The organism is Ruegeria sp. BC7 (assembly GCF_056539165.1).
Map to the genome: position 1 here is coordinate 509,478 of NZ_JBQFUL010000003.1, position 23,322 is coordinate 532,799.

The following is a 23,322-nucleotide window of genomic DNA, read 5'->3' on the forward strand; positions in this document are numbered from 1 at the left end:
CCAATCAGGTCCGGTCAGCCGTTGGGGAAGAGGGGCGATACATGAAGGCAGGTCTGGTGGTGTTGTGTCTGGGCTATGTGCTCAGCCAGTTTTTTCGTGCTTTCCTTGCCGTTCTCACCGTCGATCTTGGCCGCGACATTGGCGCAACGCCCGAGGATCTGGCCTTTGCATCGGGTCTTTGGTTTCTGGTCTTTGCGGCCATGCAACTGCCCGTGGGCTGGGCATTGGATCGGGTCGGTCCCCGCCTGACGGCTGCGGTTTTGCTGCTGGTCGGCGGAGCAGGTGGCGCGGGCTTGTTTGCCGTGGCCACCACGCCGTTTCACATTACCCTTGCGATGGGGCTGATCGGCGTTGGGTGTTCTCCGGTGCTGATGGCCTCTTACTACATCTTCGCGCGTGAGTTTCCGCCTGCCAAGTTCGCGACCCTTGCGGCTTTGATGATGGGAGTCGGGTCGGTCGGAAATCTGGTGGCCTCATACCCGACAGCGCTTGCCGTGGAATTGATGGGGTGGCGCAATACGCTTTGGACGCTGGCCGTGGTTTCGGCAATTGTGGCGCTGGGTATTCTTTCAACGGTGCGCGATCCCCAGCGGATCGAAACTGAACAAAAAGGGTCCGTGCTTGACCTACTCCGGGAACCGGCGCTTTGGACCATACTGCCCTTAATGCTGGTGGCCTATGCGCCTTCGGCAGCGCTGCGCGGTTTGTGGGCAGGCCCGTACCTGCAAGAGGTGTTCGGACTGACCACGTCGCAGATCGGTCAGGCGACTTTGTTCATGGGGGCCGCGATGATCGCGGGTATCTTCGTCTATGGACCATTGGACCGCGTGTTGGGCACCCGGAAATGGGTCATTTTCGGCGGCAATGTCCTGAGCAGCCTGGCGCTGACGGCGATGTGTTTCTGGATTGAAGCATCCGTCTGGCTTTCCGTGGCTTTGCTGGCCCTGATCGGCTTTCTTGGCGCGGCCTTCCCGGTCATCATGGCGCATGGGCGGGCTTTTATCGCTCCGCATCTTGTGGGGCGCGGGGTTGCGTTGCTCAATCTTTTCGGCATCGGGGGCGTTGGGCTGGCACAGTTTGCCTCGGGGCGGATCCACGCAGCGACGGTGGACATGGGCGCAAGCGCACCTTACACAGCAATATTCGGTTTTTTTGCCATAGCCGTCGCGCTTGGCTGCGTGATTTACTTGTTCAGCCGCGATAGCCTGGACTGAGACCCTTCGGGAGAGCCCCTTTGACAGAACCGCGCGTCATCGCCCCCAATCTCAAACGCAGGCTGTCGGGCGTGACAGCGACGATTGCGCGACTGGTACCGTTGCAGGTGCAATGGATCGACATTGCCGCCACTGGTCCGGGCCTGCCTGCCGACATCCCGCATATCCCGCTGGGCCGCCTGCCCTTTCTGTCGCGCAAAACCCTGCGTGTCTGGCACGCGCGCCGCAACACCGAGATGCTGTTGGGCCTGTTCCTGCGCAACATTCTGCGCCTGCGGTTGAAGCTGCTGTTCACCAGCGCCTCGCAACGCGCCCATACCGGCTATACCAAGTGGTTGATCGAAAAGATGGATGCGGTGGTCGCCACCTCGCGCAAGACCGCCGGGTATCTGGACCGGGACGCGCAGGTGATCATGCATGGCATCAACCTGCAGGATTTCACCCCGCCCGAGGACAAAGCGGCGGTTCGCGCCCGTCTGGGTCTGCCGGATGGTCTTTTGCTGGGCTGCTATGGCCGCATCCGTCATCAGAAAGGCACTGACGCTTTTGTCGATGCGATGATCGACCTGTGTGGCCGGTTCGATGACGCCCACGGCATCGTCATGGGCCGCGCGACCGAGAAACACATTGCTTTTCTGGCCGAATTGAAAGACAAGGTCGCAACAGCCGGTTTGTCTGATCGCATCCTGTTCATGCCCGAAGTCACCGTTGACCAAATCGCTGAATGGTATCAGGTTCTGGACCTCTTTGTCGCTCCGCAGCGGTGGGAAGGGTTCGGCCTCACCCCACTAGAGGCGATGGCCTGTGGCGTTCCTGTTGTCGCAACTGACGTCGGAGCGTTCTCGGAAATTGTGACCGACCCCACGCTGGGCCGCATCATACCGCCGGACGATATCCCCGCCATGGTTGAAGCCAGCGCCGAAATGCTGAAGAACCGCGATTCCCTCGCCCAATCCGGCTTCGCCGCCCGTGCCCATGTCGAACAGAATTTCGATATCAACGGCGAGGCAAAGACCCTTGTCGCCCTCTACGAACGGCTTCTGACCGAAAACTGAGGCGATGCGCCGCGTCAAATCGGTGTCTTTGCGCGAAATATGCCCCGAAAACTCTTTTTTCTTTGCTGCAACGCGGCTATGAACGCGCGTCCTTAACTTTGGAGACATGAAATGGGCTATCGCGTCGTTGTCGCCGGCGCCACGGGTAACGTGGGCCGCGAAATGCTGAACATCCTGGCGGAACGCCAGTTCCCCGTCGATGAACTTGCCGTTCTGGCTAGCCGTCGTTCGCTGGGCACCGAGGTAAGCTTTGGCGACAAGACACTGACCACCCAGGACATCGACACCTTCGACTTCACCGGCTGGGACATGGCGCTGTTCGCCATCGGCTCGGACGCGACCAAGGTCTATGCGCCCAAAGCGGCTGAGGCTGGCTGCGTGGTGATCGATAACTCGTCGCTGTATCGCTACGACCCGGACATCCCGCTGATCGTTCCGGAATGTAACCCGCAGGCGATCCACGACTACAAGAACAAGAACATCATCGCCAACCCCAACTGCTCGACCGCGCAGATGGTTGTCGCGCTGAAGCCGCTGCATGACCGCGCCAAGATCAAGCGCGTTGTCGTCTCGACCTACCAGTCGGTTTCCGGCGCGGGTAAAGAGGGGATGGACGAACTGTGGGATCAGACCAAAGCTGTCTACAACCCCACAACGGACGTACCACCGAACAAGTTCCAGAAGCAGATCGCCTTCAACGTCATCCCGCAGATCGACGTCTTCATGGAAGACGGCTCGACCAAGGAAGAGTGGAAGATGGTGGTCGAGACCAAAAAGATCGTCGATCCGTCGATCAAGGTCACCGCAACCTGTGTCCGCGTGCCGGTCTTTGTTGGCCATTCCGAGGCCGTGAATATCGAGTTCGAGGAATTCCTGGACGAAGACGAGGCCCGCGACATCCTGCGCGAGGCTCCGGGCATCATGGTGATCGACAAGCGCGAGGCCGGTGGCTACGTCTCGCCCATCGAATGCGCGGGCGACTTCGCCACATTCATCAGCCGCATCCGTCAGGATTCAACCGTGGAAAACGGCCTGAACCTGTGGTGCGTCAGCGACAACCTGCGCAAAGGTGCCGCCCTGAACGCCGTGCAGATCGCCGAACTGCTGGGCCGTGAGGTTCTGAAAAAGGGCTGAGGCAACTAAAAAGCAATGCTTTGGAAACCCCGCTGTTTTCGCAGCGGGGTTTTTTGTCGCCCGGTTGAGCTTCGGCGTGAAACGATCGGCTCACAAAGCCTGACCCTCTGCATCGAAGAACTGCAATTTCTCGGGGGCAAAGTGCAGACCGATCTGCGCCCCGGCCTTGATTTCGGTATCTCCACCAAGCCGGACGGTGACTTTTTCTTCGGTGCCACAATCGACGATGATGAACATGTCAGCGCCAAGGTATTCGACAACCTCGACCACGCCGTCACTATGGCCCGCGCCTGGTTCGACCACGCTGATATGTTCGGGGCGGATACCCAGCCGTGTCGCCTTACCCGTCCGGTCAAAAGGACCGCTGCCACCGTTTTCCAGACGGAACTGATCCCCGGCCACGGTACAGGGCAGGACGTTCATTTTCGGGCTGCCGATGAACTGCGCCACAAACAGGTTGGCCGGGCGTTCGTACAGCTCGCGCGGGGTGCCGACCTGCGCGATTTTGCCGAACTCCAGCACCACGATACGGTCGGCCAGTGTCATCGCCTCGACCTGATCGTGGGTCACGTAGATCATGGTTCGGTTCAGGCTTTGATGCAGCTTGGCAATCTCGTACCGCATTTCGACCCGAAGGGCGGCATCGAGGTTGGACAAGGGTTCGTCAAACAGGAACGCGGTCGGGTCGCGCACGATGGACCGACCTATGGCCACGCGCTGACGCTGTCCGCCGGACAGATCCTTGGGGCGGCGCTCCAAATAAGGCTCTAACTTGAGGACTTCGGCCGCTTTTCCAACACGCTCGGCGATATCGGCCTTGGACACACCCGCCACTTTCAGCGAGAATCCCATATTCTCGGCCACGGTCAGATGGGGATACAAAGCATAGGACTGAAACACCATCGTCAGCCCGCGTTTCGAGGGCGGGTGATCGGTCACGTCCGCCCCATTGATCAGAAGCCCCCCGCGCGAGATGTCCTCGAGCCCGCCGATCATGCGCAGCAGAGTGGATTTGCCACACCCCGAGGGGCCGACAAAGACGACAAACTCACCTTCCTGAATCTGCAGGTCGATCCCTTTGATCACCTGCACCTCGCCGAACCATTTCTCGACGCTTTTGAGTTCGATGCTGCCCATCAGTTCCTCCCTGCCCAGTGCAGCCAAACGGCAGCGGTCCATGTGAAAGAAGTGCCACCCGCGGGCCCACCGGTAAGCGGATCGAAATACTCGGCAAAGCCATGTCCAGCGATCAGGCGCGCGGTTTTCAGGCGCAGGGCTTCGGCCTCGACCCCGTGGCCCATTTCAGCCAGTCCAAAGCCGGTCAGCATGTTCATGAACGCCCATGTTGGACCACGCCAGTATCGGCGTTCGTCGAATTTGGGCATATGCGGATCATAGCTGGGTATGGGATGCGGCACGGTGGTCAGAACGGTCTTGACCCGTTCAAGCATCCGGGCCGAGTCAATTCCCGCATACCAGCACAAATAGCTCGCGTTAGAGACGCTTTCCGCCCATTCGCCGGTATGCGCGTCACGTGCGTCAAACGCGCCCAGCGCCTTGTTCCAAAGGGACCGCGCACCAGCCTCAAGCCGGTCGATATCGGCGCTGAGCCCCTCGGCCTCAAGCCCGAGGTCTTTACTTACGGCCAGCAAATCGCGGGCGGCGCGCAGGGTGGTGAAGCTCATGGTCGGGTCGGCCACGCGGAACGGGTTCAGCTCCAGCAGCTTGGCCTGATCCCAGCCGGCCTCACGGCCGATATTCACCAGTTTGATGTAGCGGTCATAGTCGTATTTCGTTGGGCGGTCGGCGCTGTTGACATGGCTTGTGTCACGACGCTGATACTCACCCACGTCCGAGGCATCAATCGCTGCCATCGTATTGTCCCAGTCCGGGGCATTGTCGCGCCCGGCCTCCCACGGGTGGGTGGTGCAGACCGCGCCGTGATCGTCCAGCCGCCACGCCATGATCCAACGGTGCCAAGCCAGCATCTTGGGGAACAGCGCCCGCATCCGTTCTTTTCCAGACACCGGATCCATATCCAATACGCGACGGGCCATCGTTGCCGCTAACGGAGGCTGAATGATCCCCGAAGACGGGATCGGCCCCGTGCCGCCCCAGACGTCCGGCCCCGGAAAATAGCCCGGATCGGGCTTGTGGAACAGGATATGCGGAACCATGCCATCCGCCCACTGTCCCGAGAACAGCGTCTCAAGCTCAACCCATGCGCGGTTGATATCGAACTCGGCAAAGCCCAACGCGGCAACCGCGCTGTCCCAGTTCCATTGGTAGGGATACAGGCCACTGGTGGGGATCGTGTAGCCGCCCCTGTCATTGGCAATCAGGATGTTGCGGGCCGATTCACTCGGCGTGGTATAGTAGTTCATGTCAGTCATCCTTTGACCGAGCCTGCCGTCAGACCCTTGGTCATGAAACGTTCAAGCCCCAGGAACAGAGCCATGATCGGAACGGTGGCAATCACCGCCCCGGCCATCAGGTGTTGGCGGGGAATTTCCGAGGAGTTCAGCATCGTGACCCCTCGGGTCAGAGTGAATTTCGACGGGTCGTCCAGCAGCATGAAAGCCAGCAGGAATTCATTCCAGGCGATCATAAAGACATAAAGCGACACCGACGCCAGCGCGGGCAGGCTAAGCGGCAGGGTGATCTTCCAGATCACCGCCAGACGCGACAGGCCATCCATCAGACCGGCCTCCTCTACCTCGGTCGGCAACCCGCGGAAGTAACCTTGCAGCATATAAAGCGCGACAGGGATCGTGGTGACCGGGTAGATCATCACAATGCCCAGGATCGAGTTGCGCAGACCCGTCAGCGAGAAAGCGATATAGATCGGCAGCGCCAAAACGATCATCGGCACCATGTAAATCAGCAGGATCGAGCGCGAGAACGCCTTTTGCCCTTTGAACCGGAACCGCGCCACCGCATAGGCGCCGGGGACGCTGAACAGCAGGGTGATGAACACCGTCAGGACCGACACATAGAAAGAGGTCCACAGGTAAGTGCCGAAATTGAAGTCTCGGAACAGCTCGGTATAGCTGCGGAACAGCGCCCAGCCCTGCGACAGGTCGACCGAGAAATCCAGCGGGTTCTGCAACAGAGCCTGTTGCGATTTCAGGCTGGTCATCACCATGACGTAGAAGGGAATGACGACGATCGCGGTGAAGAAGATATAGCCAAAGCCGGTGCAGAACCGGATCACCGCATCCTCGAACTCATGCCGGGTGAGGTCGCCAAAGGGCGTATCCCGCAGAATCGCGGCCATCGACAGGTGCGTGACGATGGCCATGGCAAGAACCGTGACCAGCACCGCCTGCAAAGACGTGTCCGAACCGATCAGGACAGGCCCGAACCCGGTCAGGGCGGACAGGCCCAACAGGGCAGAGGCCCCCAACCGCGCCGGTGCGCGCTGTGCCGGGAACCGGACATAGATCAGCCCGACCACCGCGCCCCAAATCAGGCAGAGCAAGACCTGTGGCCGAAACGCCGCCCCGGTCGAGAAGGACATTGTGATGGCAACCGTTGTGGCAATCACCACCAGCCAGAGCGCGCCCAGAACCGGGCCGGTAATATAGCCTTTGCGCATCACAGGCCCTCCTCTCGGCTGATGAAGCGGAAGAAGACAAAGCTGAAAGCGATCAGGCACATCAGGATCACTACGGCCACTGCTGCGCCTGCCCCGATGTTGGAGATCGCAAAGGCCTGTTCATAGACATTCACGGTCAGGGTGCGCGTGCCCGCATTGCCGCCGGTCAGTAGAAAGATGTCGTCGAACTTGTTGAACGTCCAGATAAAGCGCAGCAGGAACAGCACCGACAGGATGCCCAGCAGTTGCGGGATGCTGAGCAGCCAGAATTTCTGGAAGGGCGACGCCCCGTCCATATCCGCCGCCTCATACATGCTGGAATCGATGGACTGCATCCGCGCCAGGATGAACAGGAAGGACAGCGGGAAATACCGCCATATCTCGAACACAGTGACCATGATCAGCGCCAAAGGCCGCTCGCCGAAGAAATTGATCGGCTCGCTGCTCAGCCCCATCTGCACCAACAGCGCATTGGCCGAGCCTGAGAACGGGTCAAACAGCGTGACCCACGTAAAGGCCACCGCGATCACCGGGGCCACGTAGGGGAATAGGTAAAGCCCCCGTATGATCCCCTGGCCCTTGAAACTTTTGTTCAGCAACAGGGCCGCGAAAAGGCCCATCACCAAGGCTCCGATGGTTCCGAAAACCGTGTAGAACAGCGTGACCCAGAGAACGCCCCAAAACTCATCCCCGTCGAAAACGCGGGCGAAATTCTCCAGGCTGAACTCGAAATTGGTCAGAACACTTGGGCCGCTGCCGGTCACGTCGGGTTCAGACCCTTCGATCAGGTCTTCAAAGGCGTCAGGGTCTCCGTCCACGGTGACGGGAATACGGATGCGTTCGCGCTGACCACCCTCCAACGCGCCGAAGTCACAGAACAAATTCCGTCCATCCAGCACACAGGGGGCCGAGACTTCGCCCGCCGTTACGCCATTAGGCAGCACATCTGTCACGGTCACGCCTTCAATGGCGATCTCTTGGCTTGAATTGCGCACGCGGTATTCGATCCGCAAATCCTCGCCTGATCCGCGCAGGCTTTCACGCACAACGGGCGCGGGTGGACGCAAGTCAGACAGGGTGAACGGCTTGAAGCTGATCCAGAAGATCGCCAGCAAAGGCAGGATCACCACAAGCGATACACTGATCACGGTCGGGGAAAGCAACGCCCAGGCCAGACGCGCCTCGCGTTTGGCAAGCGCCCCGGTTCCGGTCGGTGGGGTAGCCGAAGACATGGGTGGACCTCAGAGGGTTAGGTGCAGCGGCGCGCACGCCGCTGCAGATGCCGGTCAAGCAGGGGTCTACTGAACCTTGGCGAGCTCTTCGTTCATCGCAGCCACGGCAGCGGCGGCGTCGATCTCATCGTCGATATACTGGCGCACGATCCGGTTGATGGCCTGAGAGTTGATCATCTTGGACGCCAGCGAAAGCTGCCCTTCGGCCACGCCCCAACGCTGCGCCACGTCCAGACCGCCGACGATCTCGTCGATCATCGCCTGATCGTACAACTCACCCAGCGGGGCTTTGCGATCGACGCCGACAGGCAATTCCGCCCACGCTTCGGCAAAGGCCGTTGGGTTGTCCGCAGTGCCGCGACGCACCGGGAACTTGCCCTCGGGCGCGATGGCCAGCGTTTGGGTATAGCCGTCATCCATGGCGAATTTCACAAACTCCATCGCCGCGTCAGTATCGGCATCGTTGGTGATCCCGAAATACCGCACGTCCCCCCAAGCCGCGCCATCCGGGTTGGACGGGCCTGAGAAGTTGGTGACAATCCCCGTTTTGGACGCCAGATCACGCGAGGTCGGATCATCGTTGATGGTCGGCGGCGCGCTGTCGCGCAGACCGGCCAGCTCGTCCAGAATGAAGGGCGACCAGATGATCATCGCGGCCTTGCCATCGAAATACAGCTCGCGCGATTGCTTCCAGAACAGCTCACCCGGAGGTGAGGCTTTGGAAATCGCCTTGTAGAAATCCAGAACTTCGGTGGTCTTGGCCTCGTCCAGAGGCTGGAACCCATCCGGTCCAACGGGCGAAACGCCGTTGGCAAGGAAAACATGCTCCAACACCTGGCTCATGAAGTTCTCGTCAACCTTCGTGGCCGAGACAAAGCCGTACATTTCCGGCGGGTTATGCAACTTGTCCAGCGCGGCCAGAACATTGGCATAGGAACTTGGGGCTTCCAGACCGGCCTCGTCGAACAGGTCTTTGCGGTAGACGACCATCTGGGTCCAGCCATCAACCGGGACCGAGGCCGTTTCGCCATTGAACGCCGCCATAGCCAGCGCGCCGGGGGCGAATGTGTCCGCGCCCAGTTCTTCAATCACTTCGGTTGCGGCTTCGGTATCCAGAATACCCGCCTCGGCCCAGGGCAGAGCGTATTGCAGTGTGTGATAGACGACGTCCGGCAGATCACCGGCGGCAAAGGCTGCGGTTGCTCGGGTGCCCAGATCGCTTTCGGTGACAGGGATCACTTCGACCGTCGTTCCGGTTTCGGCTTTGAACTGGTCGGCCATCTCTTGCTGCTTGGCCAGACGTTCTGGCTGTTCCTCAGTGGTCCAAAAGCGGATCGTATCCGCCTGTGCAGACAGCGCGCCAAGCATCACTGCCATCGACGTGCCCAGCATCAGGTGGGACATCTTGGGTGTAAGTTTCATGATCGGTCTCCCCGGTTTTGATTTTTGTCAGTCTGTATTATTCGCGCCAATTCCTGTGGCGTTCGTGTTGGCGACCCGTCCGACCCACACTCGACCAGAGTGGCTTCGGTCAGTTCGCGTAAACCTGCGGGGTCGTCGCCCCGGATTTGCCGGATCAGCATCGTCGCCAAACGCTGTCCGGCCATGTGGGAATCCACGGCAAAACTGGTCAGAGCCGGGCGCGCGTATCGGGATTCGGGAATGCCGTCATAGCCGATGACGGACACGTCACGCCCGATCTCAAGCCCCAAGTCCTGCGCGACCGGATAAAAGCCCAAGGCCGCCAGATCCGTGGCAAAGACAATCGCCGTCGGAGGCTGTTCGATCTGCATCAGAGCCTTTGCCTGCGCTGCACCCTCATCCCGCGTTCTGGCGCCGTCGCGGATCAACTCGGGGTCCAAGGGCAATCCAGCTTCGTGCAGACCTTCGGCATATCCGTCACGGCGCAGGTGGCTGTAGTTGAACTTGAGGTCGCTGCCGACATAGCCGATGCGCGTATGTCCAAACCCGGCCAGCCGCAAAACCGCCTTGCGCATCGCCGTTTCGCCCGCAATGTCGAACCACGAGGTTTCCTCCCACGTGTTCGGTTGCCCGTAACCGGTGCGACCGTAAAGGATATGCGGAACTTCAAGGCTGCGCAAAAGGCCGATCCGGGCGTCCTTGACCGCGGTGCGGGGCAGAATGAAACCATCCGCTTTGCGTTCCTCGAACAATCTGCTGAGGACTGTCAGCGTGTCCCGTTCCGAGGTTGCAGTTGAAATCGTCATGGTCCAGTCAAGGTGGCTGGCGGCCTCGCACGCGCCGGCCAGAAAATCCTGCAGGAACGGGTTGTGGCGATCAGGTTCGTCGCTGTTCAACACCATCGCAATCGCGCGGACCTGACCGGTGCGAATGGCCTGCGCATGACTCAGGGGCCGATAGCCCAGCTTGCGCGCCGCCGTTTCCACCCTGGCGCGGGTCACAGCCGAAATATCCGAATACCCGTTCAGCGCGCGCGACACCGTGCTTTTCGACAAGCCCAGATGCGCGGCCAGTTCGTCCAGCTTGACGCGCCCAGAGACCGAGGGGCGGTTAGCGACGTCGCGCGACCGATATGAAAGATTCGCTGTCATTCTTCACATTTGTTCGCACCGAAACCGGTTTCGGCAACGAAAAAGTTAAAAAAAGTGCAGAATGACCAAAATTTAAGTTTTCTAAAGAAGGTGCGAACTGCCAAATCCAAAGGTCAAAACAGGCTGACCCACCCCGAAACAAAAAACGACGCGGAAATATATCCACGCCGTCTTTGTTTTTCGTGCGCCTTGGAAATCCGGCGGCGATACGTGCTTTTGCCGTCAGGCGCTTGGCTGCAAGGTCAATGTTGGCATCAAGGCTGGTAGGGCAGCGACGAGTGATGCAGCACGATCTTCAGCGTACCGTCAGCGTCTTTCTTGTAACCAAAGCTCTTGTCCACTTGCGTGACGTTGCCGTCCTTGTCCGTCAGAATGACAGCACCCATCCACAAACCTACGTCGCCTTCGACGAAAGTGGCGGATGTAACGCTTTCCATCGCGCGCCAGCCTTTGATTCCGAACCCACCGTCTAGCGGATACTCGGCATCATGCCCAACGAAATAGGCCAACGCGCCTTTTTGAGTTGGGCGAAACGTCTGATCCCCGGACGCCATTGTCGGTTTGAAAAGAACCGGTCCCAGAGAATAGCCATAGGCCGCATTCAGCACCCCCTCGGCAACCGTGCGCGCTGCGTCTATGCCACCGTCTTCATAAGCCTTTGAGATTGCGATCAGCCCTTCTCCCCAGGCTTCGCGCGCGGCGGTCAACTCATCAGTGGTAATTGGCATCTTCTTGTCCCCTCCGCCTGAATTCGGGCCGTAAATGGCAGCTAGAGAATATCAAAGCAAGTATTACCACGCCGTCGAGGGTCCCAGATCCCCAAGCGGCGCATGATGTTGATCGGGTACTTCGCCGCGTCCGTTGGCACGGTGAGATCAGCGGCCCGCCTGAATTCTAGCTAAATTCGAGACATTATCCCCCTTGGCCGCAAGGTTTTGCAAAGGAATTCAACGCCACATTCCGATTGTACCGTGGGGGTATAGTGAATTGGGGAATATGTGGTGGAAAAGATTATCACGCTTGAACACAAGGAAACCGTCCGACTGGACCCGGATCGCCTGAACGGGTTGTACCGGCAGCTTGGGGAAAAGAACGCATTGGACGTGTTGTGCCGCACGGTTGAGGAGTTGGCCGTTCGCCTGTCGAATTGCGAACGGTTCTGGCGGCAGCGCGATTGGGCCGGGTTGCGCAAATGTTCGCGGTCTTTGGTGGCAATCGCAGAACAGATCGGCATGACAGCTTTGGCCCGCGTCGCAGGCGACGTGGCCCGAAACGTGGATGCCGGCGACGCTGTCGCCACTGGCGCCACCCTGTCGCGCCTGATCCGTGTGGGTGAAAAATCCCTGACCGTTATCTGGGATCAGCAGGACCTTTCGGTCTGACGGGGGCTTGCGGATAGAGTGTGGGCGACTAGGCTGGGCGCAAATCGAACCAGCCGAGTTACCCATGACCCTGACTTTTGCCTCGCCCTCTGACCGTTCTGTCCCGCTGCACGTGATCGCCCAACCCGATCTGGAAGATTGGGTGAAAGATCAGTCTGACGCGGTGCAGGCCTGGGTCTCGAACAACGGTTTTACCGGGGCGATGGGCCAAACCTTGTTGGTTCCGGGAACCGGTGAGGCTCCGCTTTGCGCGCTGGCGGGGTATGGCAAACCCGCTGGCCGCGCCCGAAAGCGTTTTCCGCTGGCGGCTGCGGCCGAGGCGCTGCCGGAAGGCACCTATCACATCGCATCGGGCGTTCCAAAGGATGCGCTGGAAACCGAATGCCTTGGTTGGCTGATGACCGGTTACGCGTTTGACCGCTATGCCAGCCAGTCACCCGCCAAGGCCCGGCTGGTCGCACCCGACGGCGTTGATACCGCGCGCCTTGAGATTTTGGCAAAGGCCGAAGCCCTGACCCGGGATCTGGTCAACACACCCGCGTCGGACATGGGACCGGAACAGTTGCAGGCCGCCGCCGAGAACCTTGCGTTGGAATTCGACGCGTCCTGCTCGGTGATAACTGGCGATGCGCTGCTGGATCAGAACTTTCCGATGATCCACACGGTTGGCCGCGCCGCGGCGCAAGAGCCGCGACTGATTGAGATGAACTGGGGTACGGCGGGGCCAAAGCTGACCTTGGTCGGAAAAGGTGTGTGTTTTGACACGGGCGGTCTGAACCTGAAACCCGGCGCGTCGATGGGGTTGATGAAGAAAGACATGGGCGGTGCCGCCAATGTTCTGGGTCTGGCCCGGATGATCATGGCGCTGAAGCTGCCGCTGCGACTGCGCGTTCTGATCCCGGCTGTCGAGAATTCGGTGGCCGGAAACGCCTTCCGGCCCGGCGACATCCTGACTTCGCGCAAGGGTTTGACGGTCGAGATCAACAATACCGATGCCGAAGGGCGGCTGGTGCTAGCCGACGCACTGGCGCTGGCTGACGAAGGAAAACCGGACCTCGTGATCTCGATGGCGACGCTGACCGGGGCTGCGCGTGTCGCGGTTGGAACCGATCTTGCACCCTATTTCACTGACAGCGACGACGCGGCAAACGCGCTGACCCGCGCCGCGCGCAAAGCCGCTGATCCGGTCTGGCGCATGCCATTCCATGACCCTTATGAGGGGCTGATCGAACCGGGCATCGCCGATCTGGACAACGCCCCCGCGGGTGGGTTTGGCGGCTCAATCACCGCAGCGCTGTTCCTGCGCCGCTTCGTTGGCGACAGCCGCTACATGCATTTCGACATCTTCTCATGGCAGCGCAGCAACGAGCCCGGCCGCAGCAAGGGCGGGTTTGGTCAGGGGCCGCGCGCCTTGTTGACGGCGTTGCCCGAGATGCTGGGCCTATGACACGCCAACGCATCATCCAACCGGTCACAGACCTGTTGCGCGAACCAAATGGTCCGCGCGATCGGCAGTTACTTTTTGGTGACGCCGTCGAAGTCTCCGATCAGGCAAACGGCTGGACCCGGGTCACCGCGGAAAAAGATGGCTATGCGGGCTGGGTTCGGTCGGAACAGCTTGGCCCAGAGCTGAGCGCAACGCACTGGATCACCGCACCAGCCACCCACGCCTATGTGCAGCCAGACATGAAAAGCCACGACCGGACGTCCCTGAGTTTTGGTAGCAGGATTGCGGCCACATCCGAGGTGAATGGTTTTCTGGAAACCGAGCTTGGGTTCATCCCGTCCGTTCACGCCAAACATGTTGGCGTTACGCTCACCGATCCTGTTGCAGTGGCCGAACTTTTTCTGGGCACGCCCTATCTTTGGGGTGGAAACAGCCGGTTCGGGTTGGATTGCTCGGGGCTTGTGCAAGCCGGGCTGCTGGCCTGCGGACAGCCCTGCCCCGGCGACAGTGGCGATCAAGAACGCGAGGTTGGTCACCTGCTGCCCCAAGGCACGCCCCCTCAGCGCGGCGATCTGCTGTTCTGGAAGGGGCATGTGGCATGGGTCTATGCCGAGGACATGCTGCTGCACGCCAATGCCTTCCACATGGACGTGACATTTGAACCTTTAGAGCAGGCGATTACGCGGATTATGGATCAGGGTGACGGGCCGGTGACGGCCCACAAACGGCTCTAACCAAGGTCAACCGAGCGGATCAGCTTACGCTCAAGCACGCGCAGCACCGTGCGCAGATCATGCCCGCGTTTCAGGATACGGCCATCCATACCCACGACCGAGTACATCCCTTGCTTTTGCCGAAGGCGGGGATGTTTTTCGACCCGGTAGATGGGATGTTCCGCAGTTCGGCGAAAGATCGAGAACACGGCCATATCTCGCAGGTTGGAAATACCGTAATCGCGCCATTCTCCGGCGGCGACCATCCGGCCATAGACGGACAGGATATGGGACATCTCATGCCGATTAAACGCGACGGGCATCTGGGCCGAGTTTGCAGAGAACCGGCTGGGAGGCTGCATGTTCATACCCCAAGCCTTGCCGGAAATTGCGTGTAAATCAAGCCCACCTACTAAGGGGTGTGGTATTTTTGGACCGCCCTAGCGCCTCTGGCCGACCTGCCGACAGATCAGAATGACCGGTAGCAATCCCACGGCCAGAATGACCAGAGAGGGGACCGCGGCCCCTTCAAGACGTTCGTCCGAAGCCAGCCGGTACGCCTGAACTGCCAACGTGTCAAAGTTGAACGGCCGCATGATCAGCGTCGCGGGCAGCTCTTTCATCACATCCACGAACACGATCAGAAGGGCGGTCAGCAACGAAGGTGTCAGAATAGGCAAATGCACCCGGCGTAGGGTACCCAGCGGTGTCTGACCCAAAGACCGCGAAGCCGCGTCCATATTTGCATGTACCGTGCTCTGCCCGCCTTCATATGCGCTGAGGGCAGCAGCCAGAAAGCGCACCATATAGGCTGCGACCAGCAACCAGATGGACCCGGTGACCAGCAGCCCGGTCGAGACGTCGAATGTCTGCCGCATCCACGCATCCAACGCATTGTCGAAACTGGCAAATGGCACCATCAGTCCAACGGCGATTACGCCACCCGGAACCGCATAACCCAGCCGCGCCATATAGCTGGTGCCAGACGAAACGCGCCCCGGCCGCAATCGCTGAAAAAACCCAACGCAGATTGCCGCGCAAACGGTCACAACAGCCGCCACACCTGCCAAAGTCAAAGAGTTCTGGATGAAACCTACATAACGCCGCGACAGAAGGTTCTGCTCGGACTCCAGCCCCATCTGAACAAGGATAAACACTGGCAGCAAAAACCCAAACAGGACAGGAATGGCGCAAAGGGTAACGGCGGCGGCTGATTGCCAGCCCTTCAGTTGCGCTGAGGGCAACGATGCGTGGCTTTTCCCTGCCTGATAGTATTTCGCCCTGCCGCGCTGCATACGCTCGGCTACGGCCATCACGAGCGCAAAACCCAGCAGACACAGGGCAAGCTGGGCGGCGGCGGCTCTGTCTCCGATCGAAAACCAGCTTGTGTAGATACCTGTGGCAAAAGTCTGAACACCAAAATAGGCGACTGTGCCAAAATCGGCGATGGTTTCCATGATCGCCAGCAGAACACCTCCGGCGATTGCGGGGCGCGCCATTGGCAGCGACACGTGCCAAAAGGCCAGCCACGGGCTTTTGCCCAACGCGCGAGCCGCCAGAAATGCCGTGGCGCTTTGCTGAAGAAAGGCGGCACGGGCCAACAGATAGACATAAGGGTACAGAACGAGGATCAGCATCACAGCAGCCCCCTCGGTCGAGCGGATCTCGGGGAACCAATAGTCGCGGGGGCCCCAGCCGGTTATATCCCGCAATGTGGTCTGCAAGATACCGGGATGGTCCAGAATAAACGTGTAGGCATAGGCCAGAACGTAGGCAGGAAAGGCCAGCGGCAGAACCAGGGCGATCTCAAGAAACCGCACCCCCGGAAAGCGCGTCATCGTCACCAGCCAGGCCGCGCCCACTCCGATCGAGAAGGTTCCGGCAGCCACCAGAACGACAAGGATCACGGTAGTCAGCGCATAACGCGGAAGAACCGTATTCATTAGGTGAGAGATCGTTTCGGTGCCACCCGTTGCCGAGGCCAGAACAACGGCCACCATTGGCAGAAGACAGGCAGCCGCAACAAGGCAGGCCATCGTACCAACCAGCCGAGTGCCAAACGCGCCGCGATTGCGCGCTCCGTGTTCTGAAAGTTCGATTTCGGCCATGTTCCCGGCTTGTACCTGGCTAGAGCGCAGAGTTGATCTTTAATCGACCAAAACGCTAAGAAACACCAGTAGGCCGGAGGACAAATCTGCGACACATACTGCCGCAGACCTGCTAGTTTATCATTCGTAGACGCGCTGATCCTCGATCACCAACCCGTCTCGGGGCAGCGAGCCGGGGGCGACGACCTCGATTGCGCCCTTCAACTTCAGCACTTCGACAACGGATTTGGCATAGACCATATCGTCCCCACCCGTGCTTTCGATCTGAACGGTCATCGTGTCCATCTCGCCCTGTCGGGCAGCAATGACCCGCGCCTTCACGATCTCGGCATGTTTGTCGACCAGCGCGGCAACCTGCTCGGGGCGCACGAACATGCCCTTGATCTTGGTTGTCTGATCGGCGCGACCCATCCAGCCCTTGATCCGCGCGTTTGTGCGTCCACAAGGTGACGTGCCCGGCATGATGGCCGACAGGTCACCGGTGGCAAACCGGATCAGCGGGTAATCAGGATTAAGAGAGGTCACCACAACCTCACCCACGTCTCCAGCCGCCACCGGTGTTCCGGTGCCCGGAGTGACAATCTCGACGATGACATGCTCGTCTATGATCATCCCCTCCATCGCGGGGCTTTCATATGCAATATTACCTAGATCAGCAGTAGCGTAACATTGCAAACAAACAATACCCCGATCTGCATAATCCTGACGTAGAGACGGAAACAGCGCACCCCCGCCCACAACCGCTTTCGAGAAGTTGAGCGCAACGCCCATCTCGTCGGCCTTGTCGAGGATCACTTTCAAATAGTCCGGTGTGCCCGCATAGGCGGTACAGCCCACGTCGCGCGCGGCAGTTACCTGCAATTCCGTCTGACCGGTTCCGGCGGGCAGAACGGCCGCGCCAACCGCCCGTGCACCGCTTTCAAAGATCATGCCCGCAGGCGTTAGGTGATAGCCGAAACAGTTTTGCACGATGTCGCCTTGGCCAATCCCGGCCGCATGTACAAAACGGCCCATGCGCCACCAGTCATGATCTGCGCTTCCCGGCTCGTAAATCGGACCCGGGGACTGGAAAACATGATGGAAATGCCGCGCCGGTTTGACGGTAAACCCTCCAAACGGAGGGCGCGCCGCCTGCGCCTGCGCCAGATCGGATTTCCGCAGAACAGGTAGCTTTACCAGATCTTCAGCCGTCATCACCCCGCCAGTATCCGCGTCGCTCAGGTGCGACGCAAATCCAGGGGCGGACAATGCCCGTTCAATCTGTAGACGCAGAGCCTGACCCTGTTCGTCGGCGCGCTTGTCTGCTGATCGGGTCTCGAGTGCGTCGAAGTAAGTCATCTCCAGATCCTCCATCCGCTTACAACCACCTCTTGCGGCGGCGGTATGAGCGTACATCGCGGAAACTTTTTCGGCCTTCATCGGACATGCCCAGATAGAACTCTTTCACGTCCGGGTTTTCGCGCAATTCGGCGGCCGGGCCGTCCATCACGACGCGGCCGGATTCCAGGATATAGCCGTAATGCGCAAACCTCAGGGCCACGTTTGTATTCTGTTCGGCCAGCAGGAAGGACACGCCCTCTTTTTCGTTCAAATCCTTCACGATGCCGAAAATCTCTTCGACCAACTGCGGGGCCAGACCCATCGAAGGCTCGTCCAGCAGGATCGTTTCCGGCCGCGACATCAGTGCCCGGCCCATGGCAACCATCTGTTGCTCACCGCCCGAGGTATAGCCCGCCTGCGACCGGCGACGTTCAGCCAGACGCGGAAAATAGGTGTAGACCAGTTCAAGGTCTTTCTGGATCGCAGCCTTGCCGTCCTTGCGGGTATAAGCTCCGGTCAGAAGGTTTTCCTCGACCGTGAGGTGTTCAAAACAGTGGCGGCCCTCCATCACCTGGATCACACCTTTTTCAACCAGATCGGCCGGGTCGCTTTCATGCACGCTTGACCCGCGATACTTGATCGATCCTTTGGTGACTTCGCCCCGTTCCGAATGCAGCAGGTTCGACACCGCCTTGAGCGTCGTCGTCTTGCCCGCGCCATTACCGCCGAGCAGAGCAGTAATACCGCCTTTGGGAACGGTCAGGCTGACACCTTTCAGGACGAGGATCACATGGTTGTAGATCACCTCGATATTGTTGACCTCAAGCAGGGTTTCCGCCTGCACGTCAGTGGTTTGAGCCGCATCCAGCATCAGCGCGTGTCCTCGTGCGAGTGTTGGGGTCGGGACGGCGGTCTGCCGCCGCCCCGGGTTTCAGTGCATCGGATCAGCAACGCGATTCGATGTTGTTTTCGGACGCATAGGCGCTCGAGTCTTCGTCGATCAGCGGGCCGATCACGTCACCATCGGTTGCCTTGAACTCGGAAATCAGGCTCCAGGTTTTGTTGGCCGCATCCCACTGGGTCACACCAACCAGAGCGTCACCACCGTGGTTCTCACACGAGACCGAGAATGCCGGACCAAAACCAGGCAGACCCAGTTCGGTCATCTTGGCTTCGGTGATTTCCAGCGCTTCCATACCGTCGCGCATCATCGCAGCGGTGATGTCGGCAGTCCCGTGGATTTCCTGCGCTTTCTTGGCAGCTTCGGCCGCCAGCATCGCTGCATAAAGACCACGGTTGTAGAGAACCGTACCAACCTGATCGCCAGCACCGGCAGCTTTGCCCGCGTCGACAACATGTGTCTTCAGATCGTCAAAGACCGGGAAGTCCGTACCCACGTTGTGGAAGGTCAGCGCCTTATAGCCGTTTGCGGCCTCACCCGCCGGCAGCACGTCGTTTTCCGAACCGGACCACCAGATGCCGATGAAATTTTCCATCGGGAAGCGGATGTTGGCAGCTTCCTGAACGGCCACCTGGTTCATGACACCCCAGCCCCACATCAGGACATAGTCAGGACGGTCGCGACGGATTTGCAGCCACTGCGATTTCTGTTCCTGACCCGGGTGGTCAACCGGCAGGGCAACCAGTTCAAAGCCATGCTTGGCCGAAAGCTCCTCCAGCGTGCGGATCGGCTCTTTGCCGTAGGCCGAGTTGTGGTAGACCAGCGCGATTTTCTTGCCGTTCAGGTCTCCGCCATTCTCTTCCAGCAGGTAGTTCACCGCGCCCGAGGCACCATCCCAGTAATTCGCAGGATAGTTGAACGTGTGGCTGAACACATCGCCGTTCTTGGCAGACGTACGGCCATAGCCCATCGAGTGAATCGGGATGTTATCCACGGTCGCCTTGGGGATCAGCTGATAAGTGATACCGGTCGACAGCGGCTGATAAACCAGAGCGCCTTCGCCCTTGGTCGACTCATAGCATTCCACACCTTTTTCGGTGTTATATCCGGTTTCGCACTCGATCACTTTCGCCGGAACGCCACCGATCCCGCCATCACGCTCGTTCAGCAGGGTAAAGTAATCCGCATAGCCATCCGCGAACGGAATGCCACCCGCCGCATAAGGCCCGGTCCGGTAGCTGAGTGACGGGAACACGAGGTCGGCCATAACCGGTCCTGCCGCCATTACGGCGCCCAGCGCCACGGTTGCCAGTTTCAATTTCATCGGGTGTCTCCTCCCTTGGTTGGTCCGATGTTGGGCTCGGGCTTTGCACCCGTTATCTGATTGGGCCTGCCCCTAGTGCGGGAACGGCCAGAGTCTGAGTTTCTCTTTGGCGACGCGCCACAGCTGCGCCAGCCCATGTGGTTCGAGGATCAGGAACATGATGATCAGCCCACCAACGATCACCAGCTGCAAATGCGCCACGATATCCGTGGGCCAGCCCAGCATGTCGGCACCGACCACTTTCAGGACCACCGGCAGCAGCACAAGGAACGCCGCCCCCGCAAAAGATCCGAAGATAGAGCCCAGTCCGCCGATAATGATCATGAACAGAACCAGGAACGACTTGTTGATGCCGAACACCTCGCCGACCTCAACCGCGCCGAGGTAGACCGCGAAGAACAACGCCCCCGAGATGCCCACAAAGAACGAGCTGACAGCAAAGGCGGTCAGTTTCGCCTTAAGAGGGTTTACCCCGATGATCTCGGCCGCGATATCCATGTCGCGGATCGCCATCCACGTGCGCCCGGTGGTGCCACGTGTCAGGTTGCGTGCGATCAGGGCGCAGACGGTCAGGAAGATCAGGCAGAACAGATACGTCGCCCATGCCGGAGCATTCGGTCCAGTGATGATGATCCCGAACACGTCGCGTTCCGGTGCGTTGATCTGACCCGAAGCCGAGTAGTTATAGAACCACGGCACACGGTTGAACAGCCACACAAGAAAGAACTGCGCGGCCAGTGTCGCCACCGCCAGATAGAACCCTTTGATCCTCAGTGATGGAAGACCGAACAAAACGCCGACAATGGCTGTAATCCCGCCAGCGAGAATGACGTGGATGAACATGCTGACATCGGGGAAGGCCGTCATCAGCTTGTAGCAGGCATAAGCCCCCACCGCCATGAAACCGCCCGTACCAAGGCTGACCTGTCCGCAATATCCCACCAGGATGTTCAGGCCGATCGCCGCGATCGCGTAGATCAGGAACGGCAGCAAAAGAGCGTTGGCCCAATAATCGTTGATGATGAATGGAATGATCCCAAACGCCACCGCCAGAACCACGTAGTACCGATACCGGTCGAACTTGATCGGGAAAGTCTGGCTGTCATCCACATAGGAAACTTTGAAGTCTCCGGCCTCACGATAGAACATGTGTCACTTTCCCCATTGTTCCTGCGCCCGGTTCCGGGCTGCCGCGTCCAGTTGGTTGGACCCTTTTGCATATCCGCTCGCCTCAGACGCGCGCACCAGTTTCATGTAGGCCATGATGCCCGTGACCAGCCCGGCAAAGGCAAGGATCGCTGCGACGACAAGTTGGCTCGCCGTCAGATCGTCCGAGGTGACGGCGATATAGCCAAAGGCCCAGAACCCCGCCCATGCAATCACATTGATGATGGCGATCACCTTCTGCATCGCTACACCCTCTCGATGATCTTCTCACCGAACAGACCCTGCGGCCGGAACACGAGGAAGATCAGCGCCAGAACATAGGCGAACCAGTTCTCGGTCGCGCCACCGACCATCGGGCCGATTGCGAATTCAAACAGCTTTTCACCCACGCCGATGATCAGCCCGCCCACGATCGCTCCGGGGATCGAGGTGAACCCGCCCAGCATCAGCACCGGCAGCGCCTTGAGGGCGATCAGCGACAGCGAGAACTGAACGCCCGACTTGGTGCCCCACATGATCCCGGCGACCAGCGCGACAAACCCCGCGACCGACCAGACCATGATCCAGATGAAGTTCAGCGAAATACCCACCGACAGCGCGGCCTGATGGTCATCCGCCACCGCGCGCATCGCCCGGCCCTGCTTGGTGTACTGGCTGAACACCACCAGCGCAGCCACCAGCAGCGCCGCGATCACGGTCGCCACGATGTCGAGGTTGTCGATGAAGAAGCCATAGCCAAAGATGTTGAACGTGGTCTCGTCGATCCACAGGTTGATGCCCTGCGGCAGACCCACATCCAGCGTCTTGATCTCGGACCCCCACATCAGGTCGGCCACGCCTTCAAGGAAATAGGCCAGACCGATGGTCGCCATGAACAGGATGATCGGCTCTTGGCCAACCAGATGGCGCATGACGAACCGCTGCACCGCCCAGGCCAGGAACACCATTACCGCCATCGTCAGAAGGATCGCCAGCAGCGCCGGGACATTCCAACCGAAGTAATGGATATGCGTCCCGAAGATCGCGTTGATCAGGTGCGAGAACGGCACTTGCCCCTTCATGATCCCGACAAGGGTCATGGCCGCGAACAGGGCCATAACACCCTGAGCATAGTTGAAAATCCCCGAAGCCTTGTAGATCAGCACAAAGCCCAGCGCGACCAGCGCATAAAGAACCCCTGCCATCAGGCCATTCAGGATGACCTCCATCGCGAAAATCAGCTGATCAGGCATGTGCGCCCCCTCTCATGTCTGTCAGTTGGTCAGTCATGGCTCACCCCCAGATAGGCGTCGATGACTTCCTGGTTGTTGCGCACCTCATCCGGTGTGCCGTCCCCGATCTTCTTTCCGTAATCCATCACGACCACCCGGTCGCTCAGATCCATCACAACGCCCATGTCGTGTTCGATCAGGGCGATCGTTGTGCCGAATTCGTCGTTCACATCCAGGATAAAGCGGCTCATGTCCTCTTTTTCCTCGACATTCATGCCCGCCATCGGTTCGTCCAATAGCAACAGCTTGGGTTCGGCTGCCAGCGCGCGTGCCAGTTCCACGCGTTTCTTCAAGCCGTAAGGCAGGCGCGACACCGGTGTCTTCCGAATGTGCTGGATTTCGAGAAAGTCGATGATCTTCTCGACAGCCTCGCGGTTTTCGGTTTCTTCCGCCTCGGCCTTCCCTTTCCACAGCGCCTGCTGGAAAATGTTGGTCTTCATGTAGCCCAACCGCCCGGTCATGACGTTATCCAGAACGCTCATGCCTTCAAACAGCGCAATATTCTGGAAGGTCCGCGCGATCCCCTGCTGCGCCACCTCAAAGGGCCGCATCGCCGGGCGTTTGGCACCGTGGAACCAAACCTCGCCCTCCTGCGGGACATAGAACCCCGAGATCACATTCAGCATCGAGGACTTCCCCGCCCCGTTCGGACCGATAATGGCGCGGATCTCACCTTCGCGGATGTCGAACGAGATATCCTTGATCGCGACCACACCGCCGAAACGCAGCGTGATGTTTTTCATCTCCATCACCACGCCGCCGATCTTGCGGCCGTCCTCGGTGACATATCCTTCGGAATTATCCAGCATCAGTCACTCCCTGACTTGCGCAAAAACGGGACGGAGGGCGGGGCGACGACCGCAGGTCGAGCGGCGCTCGAACG

The 23,322-nt window shown here is 59.5% G+C and carries 22 protein-coding genes; 6 read left to right on the forward strand and 16 right to left on the reverse strand.

The genetic code is table 11. From position 1 onward, the window contains the following. Positions 1-41: 41 nt before the first annotated feature. The 3 genes from ACR0KS_RS11510 (at position 42) to ACR0KS_RS11520 (ending at position 3,403) form a co-directional block, all read left to right on the forward strand. Positions 42-1,214, forward strand: a complete 1,173-nt coding sequence (locus ACR0KS_RS11510; RefSeq protein WP_170564356.1) for an MFS transporter — start codon at positions 42-44, stop codon at positions 1,212-1,214. Between the two features lie 20 nt (positions 1,215-1,234). Next, entirely contained in the window at positions 1,235-2,269 is a 1,035-nt protein-coding gene (locus tag ACR0KS_RS11515; protein ID WP_170564359.1) for a glycosyltransferase family 4 protein, read from the forward strand. Positions 2,270-2,380: 111 nt separating this feature from the next. Beyond that, positions 2,381-3,403, forward strand: a complete 1,023-nt coding sequence (locus ACR0KS_RS11520; protein WP_170387108.1) for an aspartate-semialdehyde dehydrogenase — start codon at positions 2,381-2,383, stop codon at positions 3,401-3,403. 90 nt (positions 3,404-3,493) lie between these two features. Here the strand turns inward: ACR0KS_RS11520 and ACR0KS_RS11525 are convergent, their stop codons facing one another. The 7 genes from ACR0KS_RS11525 to ACR0KS_RS11555 all read right to left on the reverse strand — a co-directional run bounded on the left by ACR0KS_RS11525 (position 3,494) and on the right by ACR0KS_RS11555 (position 11,534). Then, entirely contained in the window at positions 3,494-4,540 is a 1,047-nt protein-coding gene (locus ACR0KS_RS11525) for an ABC transporter ATP-binding protein (protein ID WP_170564362.1), read from the reverse strand. Continuing rightward, positions 4,540-5,787 carry an MGH1-like glycoside hydrolase domain-containing protein gene (locus ACR0KS_RS11530; RefSeq protein ID WP_480693215.1) on the reverse strand — a complete coding sequence of 416 codons (1,248 nt, stop codon included), beginning with the start codon at positions 5,785-5,787 and terminating at the stop codon, positions 4,540-4,542. Before ACR0KS_RS11530 ends, ACR0KS_RS11525 begins: the two co-directional genes overlap by 1 nt. Before the next feature lie 5 nt (positions 5,788-5,792). Further along, positions 5,793-7,001 (reverse strand): carbohydrate ABC transporter permease, encoded by a 1,209-nt coding sequence (locus ACR0KS_RS11535; RefSeq protein ID WP_170698156.1) that lies wholly within the window; start codon positions 6,999-7,001, stop codon positions 5,793-5,795. Next, positions 7,001-8,233: a carbohydrate ABC transporter permease gene (locus ACR0KS_RS11540; protein WP_170564371.1), complete on the reverse strand. Its 1,233-nt coding sequence runs from the start codon at positions 8,231-8,233 to the stop codon at positions 7,001-7,003. The genes ACR0KS_RS11535 and ACR0KS_RS11540 overlap by 1 nt, the downstream gene beginning before the upstream one ends. A 66-nt stretch (positions 8,234-8,299) precedes the next feature. Further along, positions 8,300-9,655, reverse strand: a complete 1,356-nt coding sequence (locus ACR0KS_RS11545) for an extracellular solute-binding protein (RefSeq protein ID WP_170564374.1) — start codon at positions 9,653-9,655, stop codon at positions 8,300-8,302. After that, positions 9,652-10,806: a LacI family DNA-binding transcriptional regulator gene (locus ACR0KS_RS11550; protein WP_170564377.1), complete on the reverse strand. Its 1,155-nt coding sequence runs from the start codon at positions 10,804-10,806 to the stop codon at positions 9,652-9,654. The genes ACR0KS_RS11545 and ACR0KS_RS11550 overlap by 4 nt, the downstream gene beginning before the upstream one ends. 254 nt (positions 10,807-11,060) lie before the next feature. Next, positions 11,061-11,534 (reverse strand): phosphoribosyl-AMP cyclohydrolase, encoded by a 474-nt coding sequence (locus tag ACR0KS_RS11555; protein WP_170564379.1) that lies wholly within the window; start codon positions 11,532-11,534, stop codon positions 11,061-11,063. A gap of 270 nt (positions 11,535-11,804) precedes the next feature. Between ACR0KS_RS11555 and ACR0KS_RS11560 the strand changes: the two genes are divergently transcribed. From ACR0KS_RS11560 to ACR0KS_RS11570, 3 genes are all read left to right on the forward strand, one after another. After that, entirely contained in the window at positions 11,805-12,188 is a 384-nt protein-coding gene (locus ACR0KS_RS11560; RefSeq protein ID WP_170483250.1) for a hypothetical protein, read from the forward strand. Positions 12,189-12,252: 64 nt separating this feature from the next. Next, positions 12,253-13,635: a M17 family metallopeptidase gene (locus ACR0KS_RS11565; protein WP_170564382.1), complete on the forward strand. Its 1,383-nt coding sequence runs from the start codon at positions 12,253-12,255 to the stop codon at positions 13,633-13,635. Next, positions 13,632-14,369: an NlpC/P60 family protein gene (locus ACR0KS_RS11570; RefSeq protein WP_170564385.1), complete on the forward strand. Its 738-nt coding sequence runs from the start codon at positions 13,632-13,634 to the stop codon at positions 14,367-14,369. The genes ACR0KS_RS11565 and ACR0KS_RS11570 overlap by 4 nt, the downstream gene beginning before the upstream one ends. On the opposite strand, the gene ACR0KS_RS11575 is transcribed toward ACR0KS_RS11570, so the two are convergent. The 9 genes from ACR0KS_RS11575 to ACR0KS_RS11615 all read right to left on the reverse strand — a co-directional run bounded on the left by ACR0KS_RS11575 (position 14,366) and on the right by ACR0KS_RS11615 (position 23,248). After that, positions 14,366-14,716: a DUF2794 domain-containing protein gene (locus tag ACR0KS_RS11575; RefSeq protein WP_170387086.1), complete on the reverse strand. Its 351-nt coding sequence runs from the start codon at positions 14,714-14,716 to the stop codon at positions 14,366-14,368. The genes ACR0KS_RS11570 and ACR0KS_RS11575 overlap by 4 nt on opposite strands. A gap of 72 nt (positions 14,717-14,788) precedes the next feature. After that, the gene (locus ACR0KS_RS11580; protein ID WP_170564388.1) at positions 14,789-16,456 is read right to left on the reverse strand and encodes an ABC transporter permease; all 1,668 of its coding nucleotides are present in this window, start codon (positions 16,454-16,456) and stop codon (positions 14,789-14,791) included. Positions 16,457-16,576: 120 nt separating this feature from the next. After that, positions 16,577-17,794 (reverse strand): acyl-CoA synthetase family protein, encoded by a 1,218-nt coding sequence (locus tag ACR0KS_RS11585; RefSeq protein WP_170564391.1) that lies wholly within the window; start codon positions 17,792-17,794, stop codon positions 16,577-16,579. A gap of 19 nt (positions 17,795-17,813) precedes the next feature. Continuing rightward, positions 17,814-18,647, reverse strand: a complete 834-nt coding sequence (locus tag ACR0KS_RS11590; RefSeq protein ID WP_170564394.1) for an ABC transporter ATP-binding protein — start codon at positions 18,645-18,647, stop codon at positions 17,814-17,816. A gap of 73 nt (positions 18,648-18,720) precedes the next feature. Beyond that, positions 18,721-20,001, reverse strand: coding sequence for an ABC transporter substrate-binding protein (locus ACR0KS_RS11595; protein ID WP_170387079.1), 1,281 nt, complete (start codon positions 19,999-20,001; stop codon positions 18,721-18,723). 72 nt (positions 20,002-20,073) lie between these two features. Then, positions 20,074-21,150 carry a branched-chain amino acid ABC transporter permease gene (locus tag ACR0KS_RS11600; protein WP_170412535.1) on the reverse strand — a complete coding sequence of 359 codons (1,077 nt, stop codon included), beginning with the start codon at positions 21,148-21,150 and terminating at the stop codon, positions 20,074-20,076. Positions 21,151-21,153: 3 nt separating this feature from the next. After that, positions 21,154-21,411, reverse strand: a complete 258-nt coding sequence (locus ACR0KS_RS11605) for a hypothetical protein (RefSeq protein WP_170387075.1) — start codon at positions 21,409-21,411, stop codon at positions 21,154-21,156. A 2-nt stretch (positions 21,412-21,413) separates the two neighbouring features. Then, entirely contained in the window at positions 21,414-22,400 is a 987-nt protein-coding gene (locus tag ACR0KS_RS11610; protein ID WP_170387073.1) for a branched-chain amino acid ABC transporter permease, read from the reverse strand. A gap of 29 nt (positions 22,401-22,429) precedes the next feature. Then, the gene (locus tag ACR0KS_RS11615; RefSeq protein WP_170387071.1) at positions 22,430-23,248 is read right to left on the reverse strand and encodes an ABC transporter ATP-binding protein; all 819 of its coding nucleotides are present in this window, start codon (positions 23,246-23,248) and stop codon (positions 22,430-22,432) included. Between the last annotated feature and the right edge of the window lie 74 nt (positions 23,249-23,322).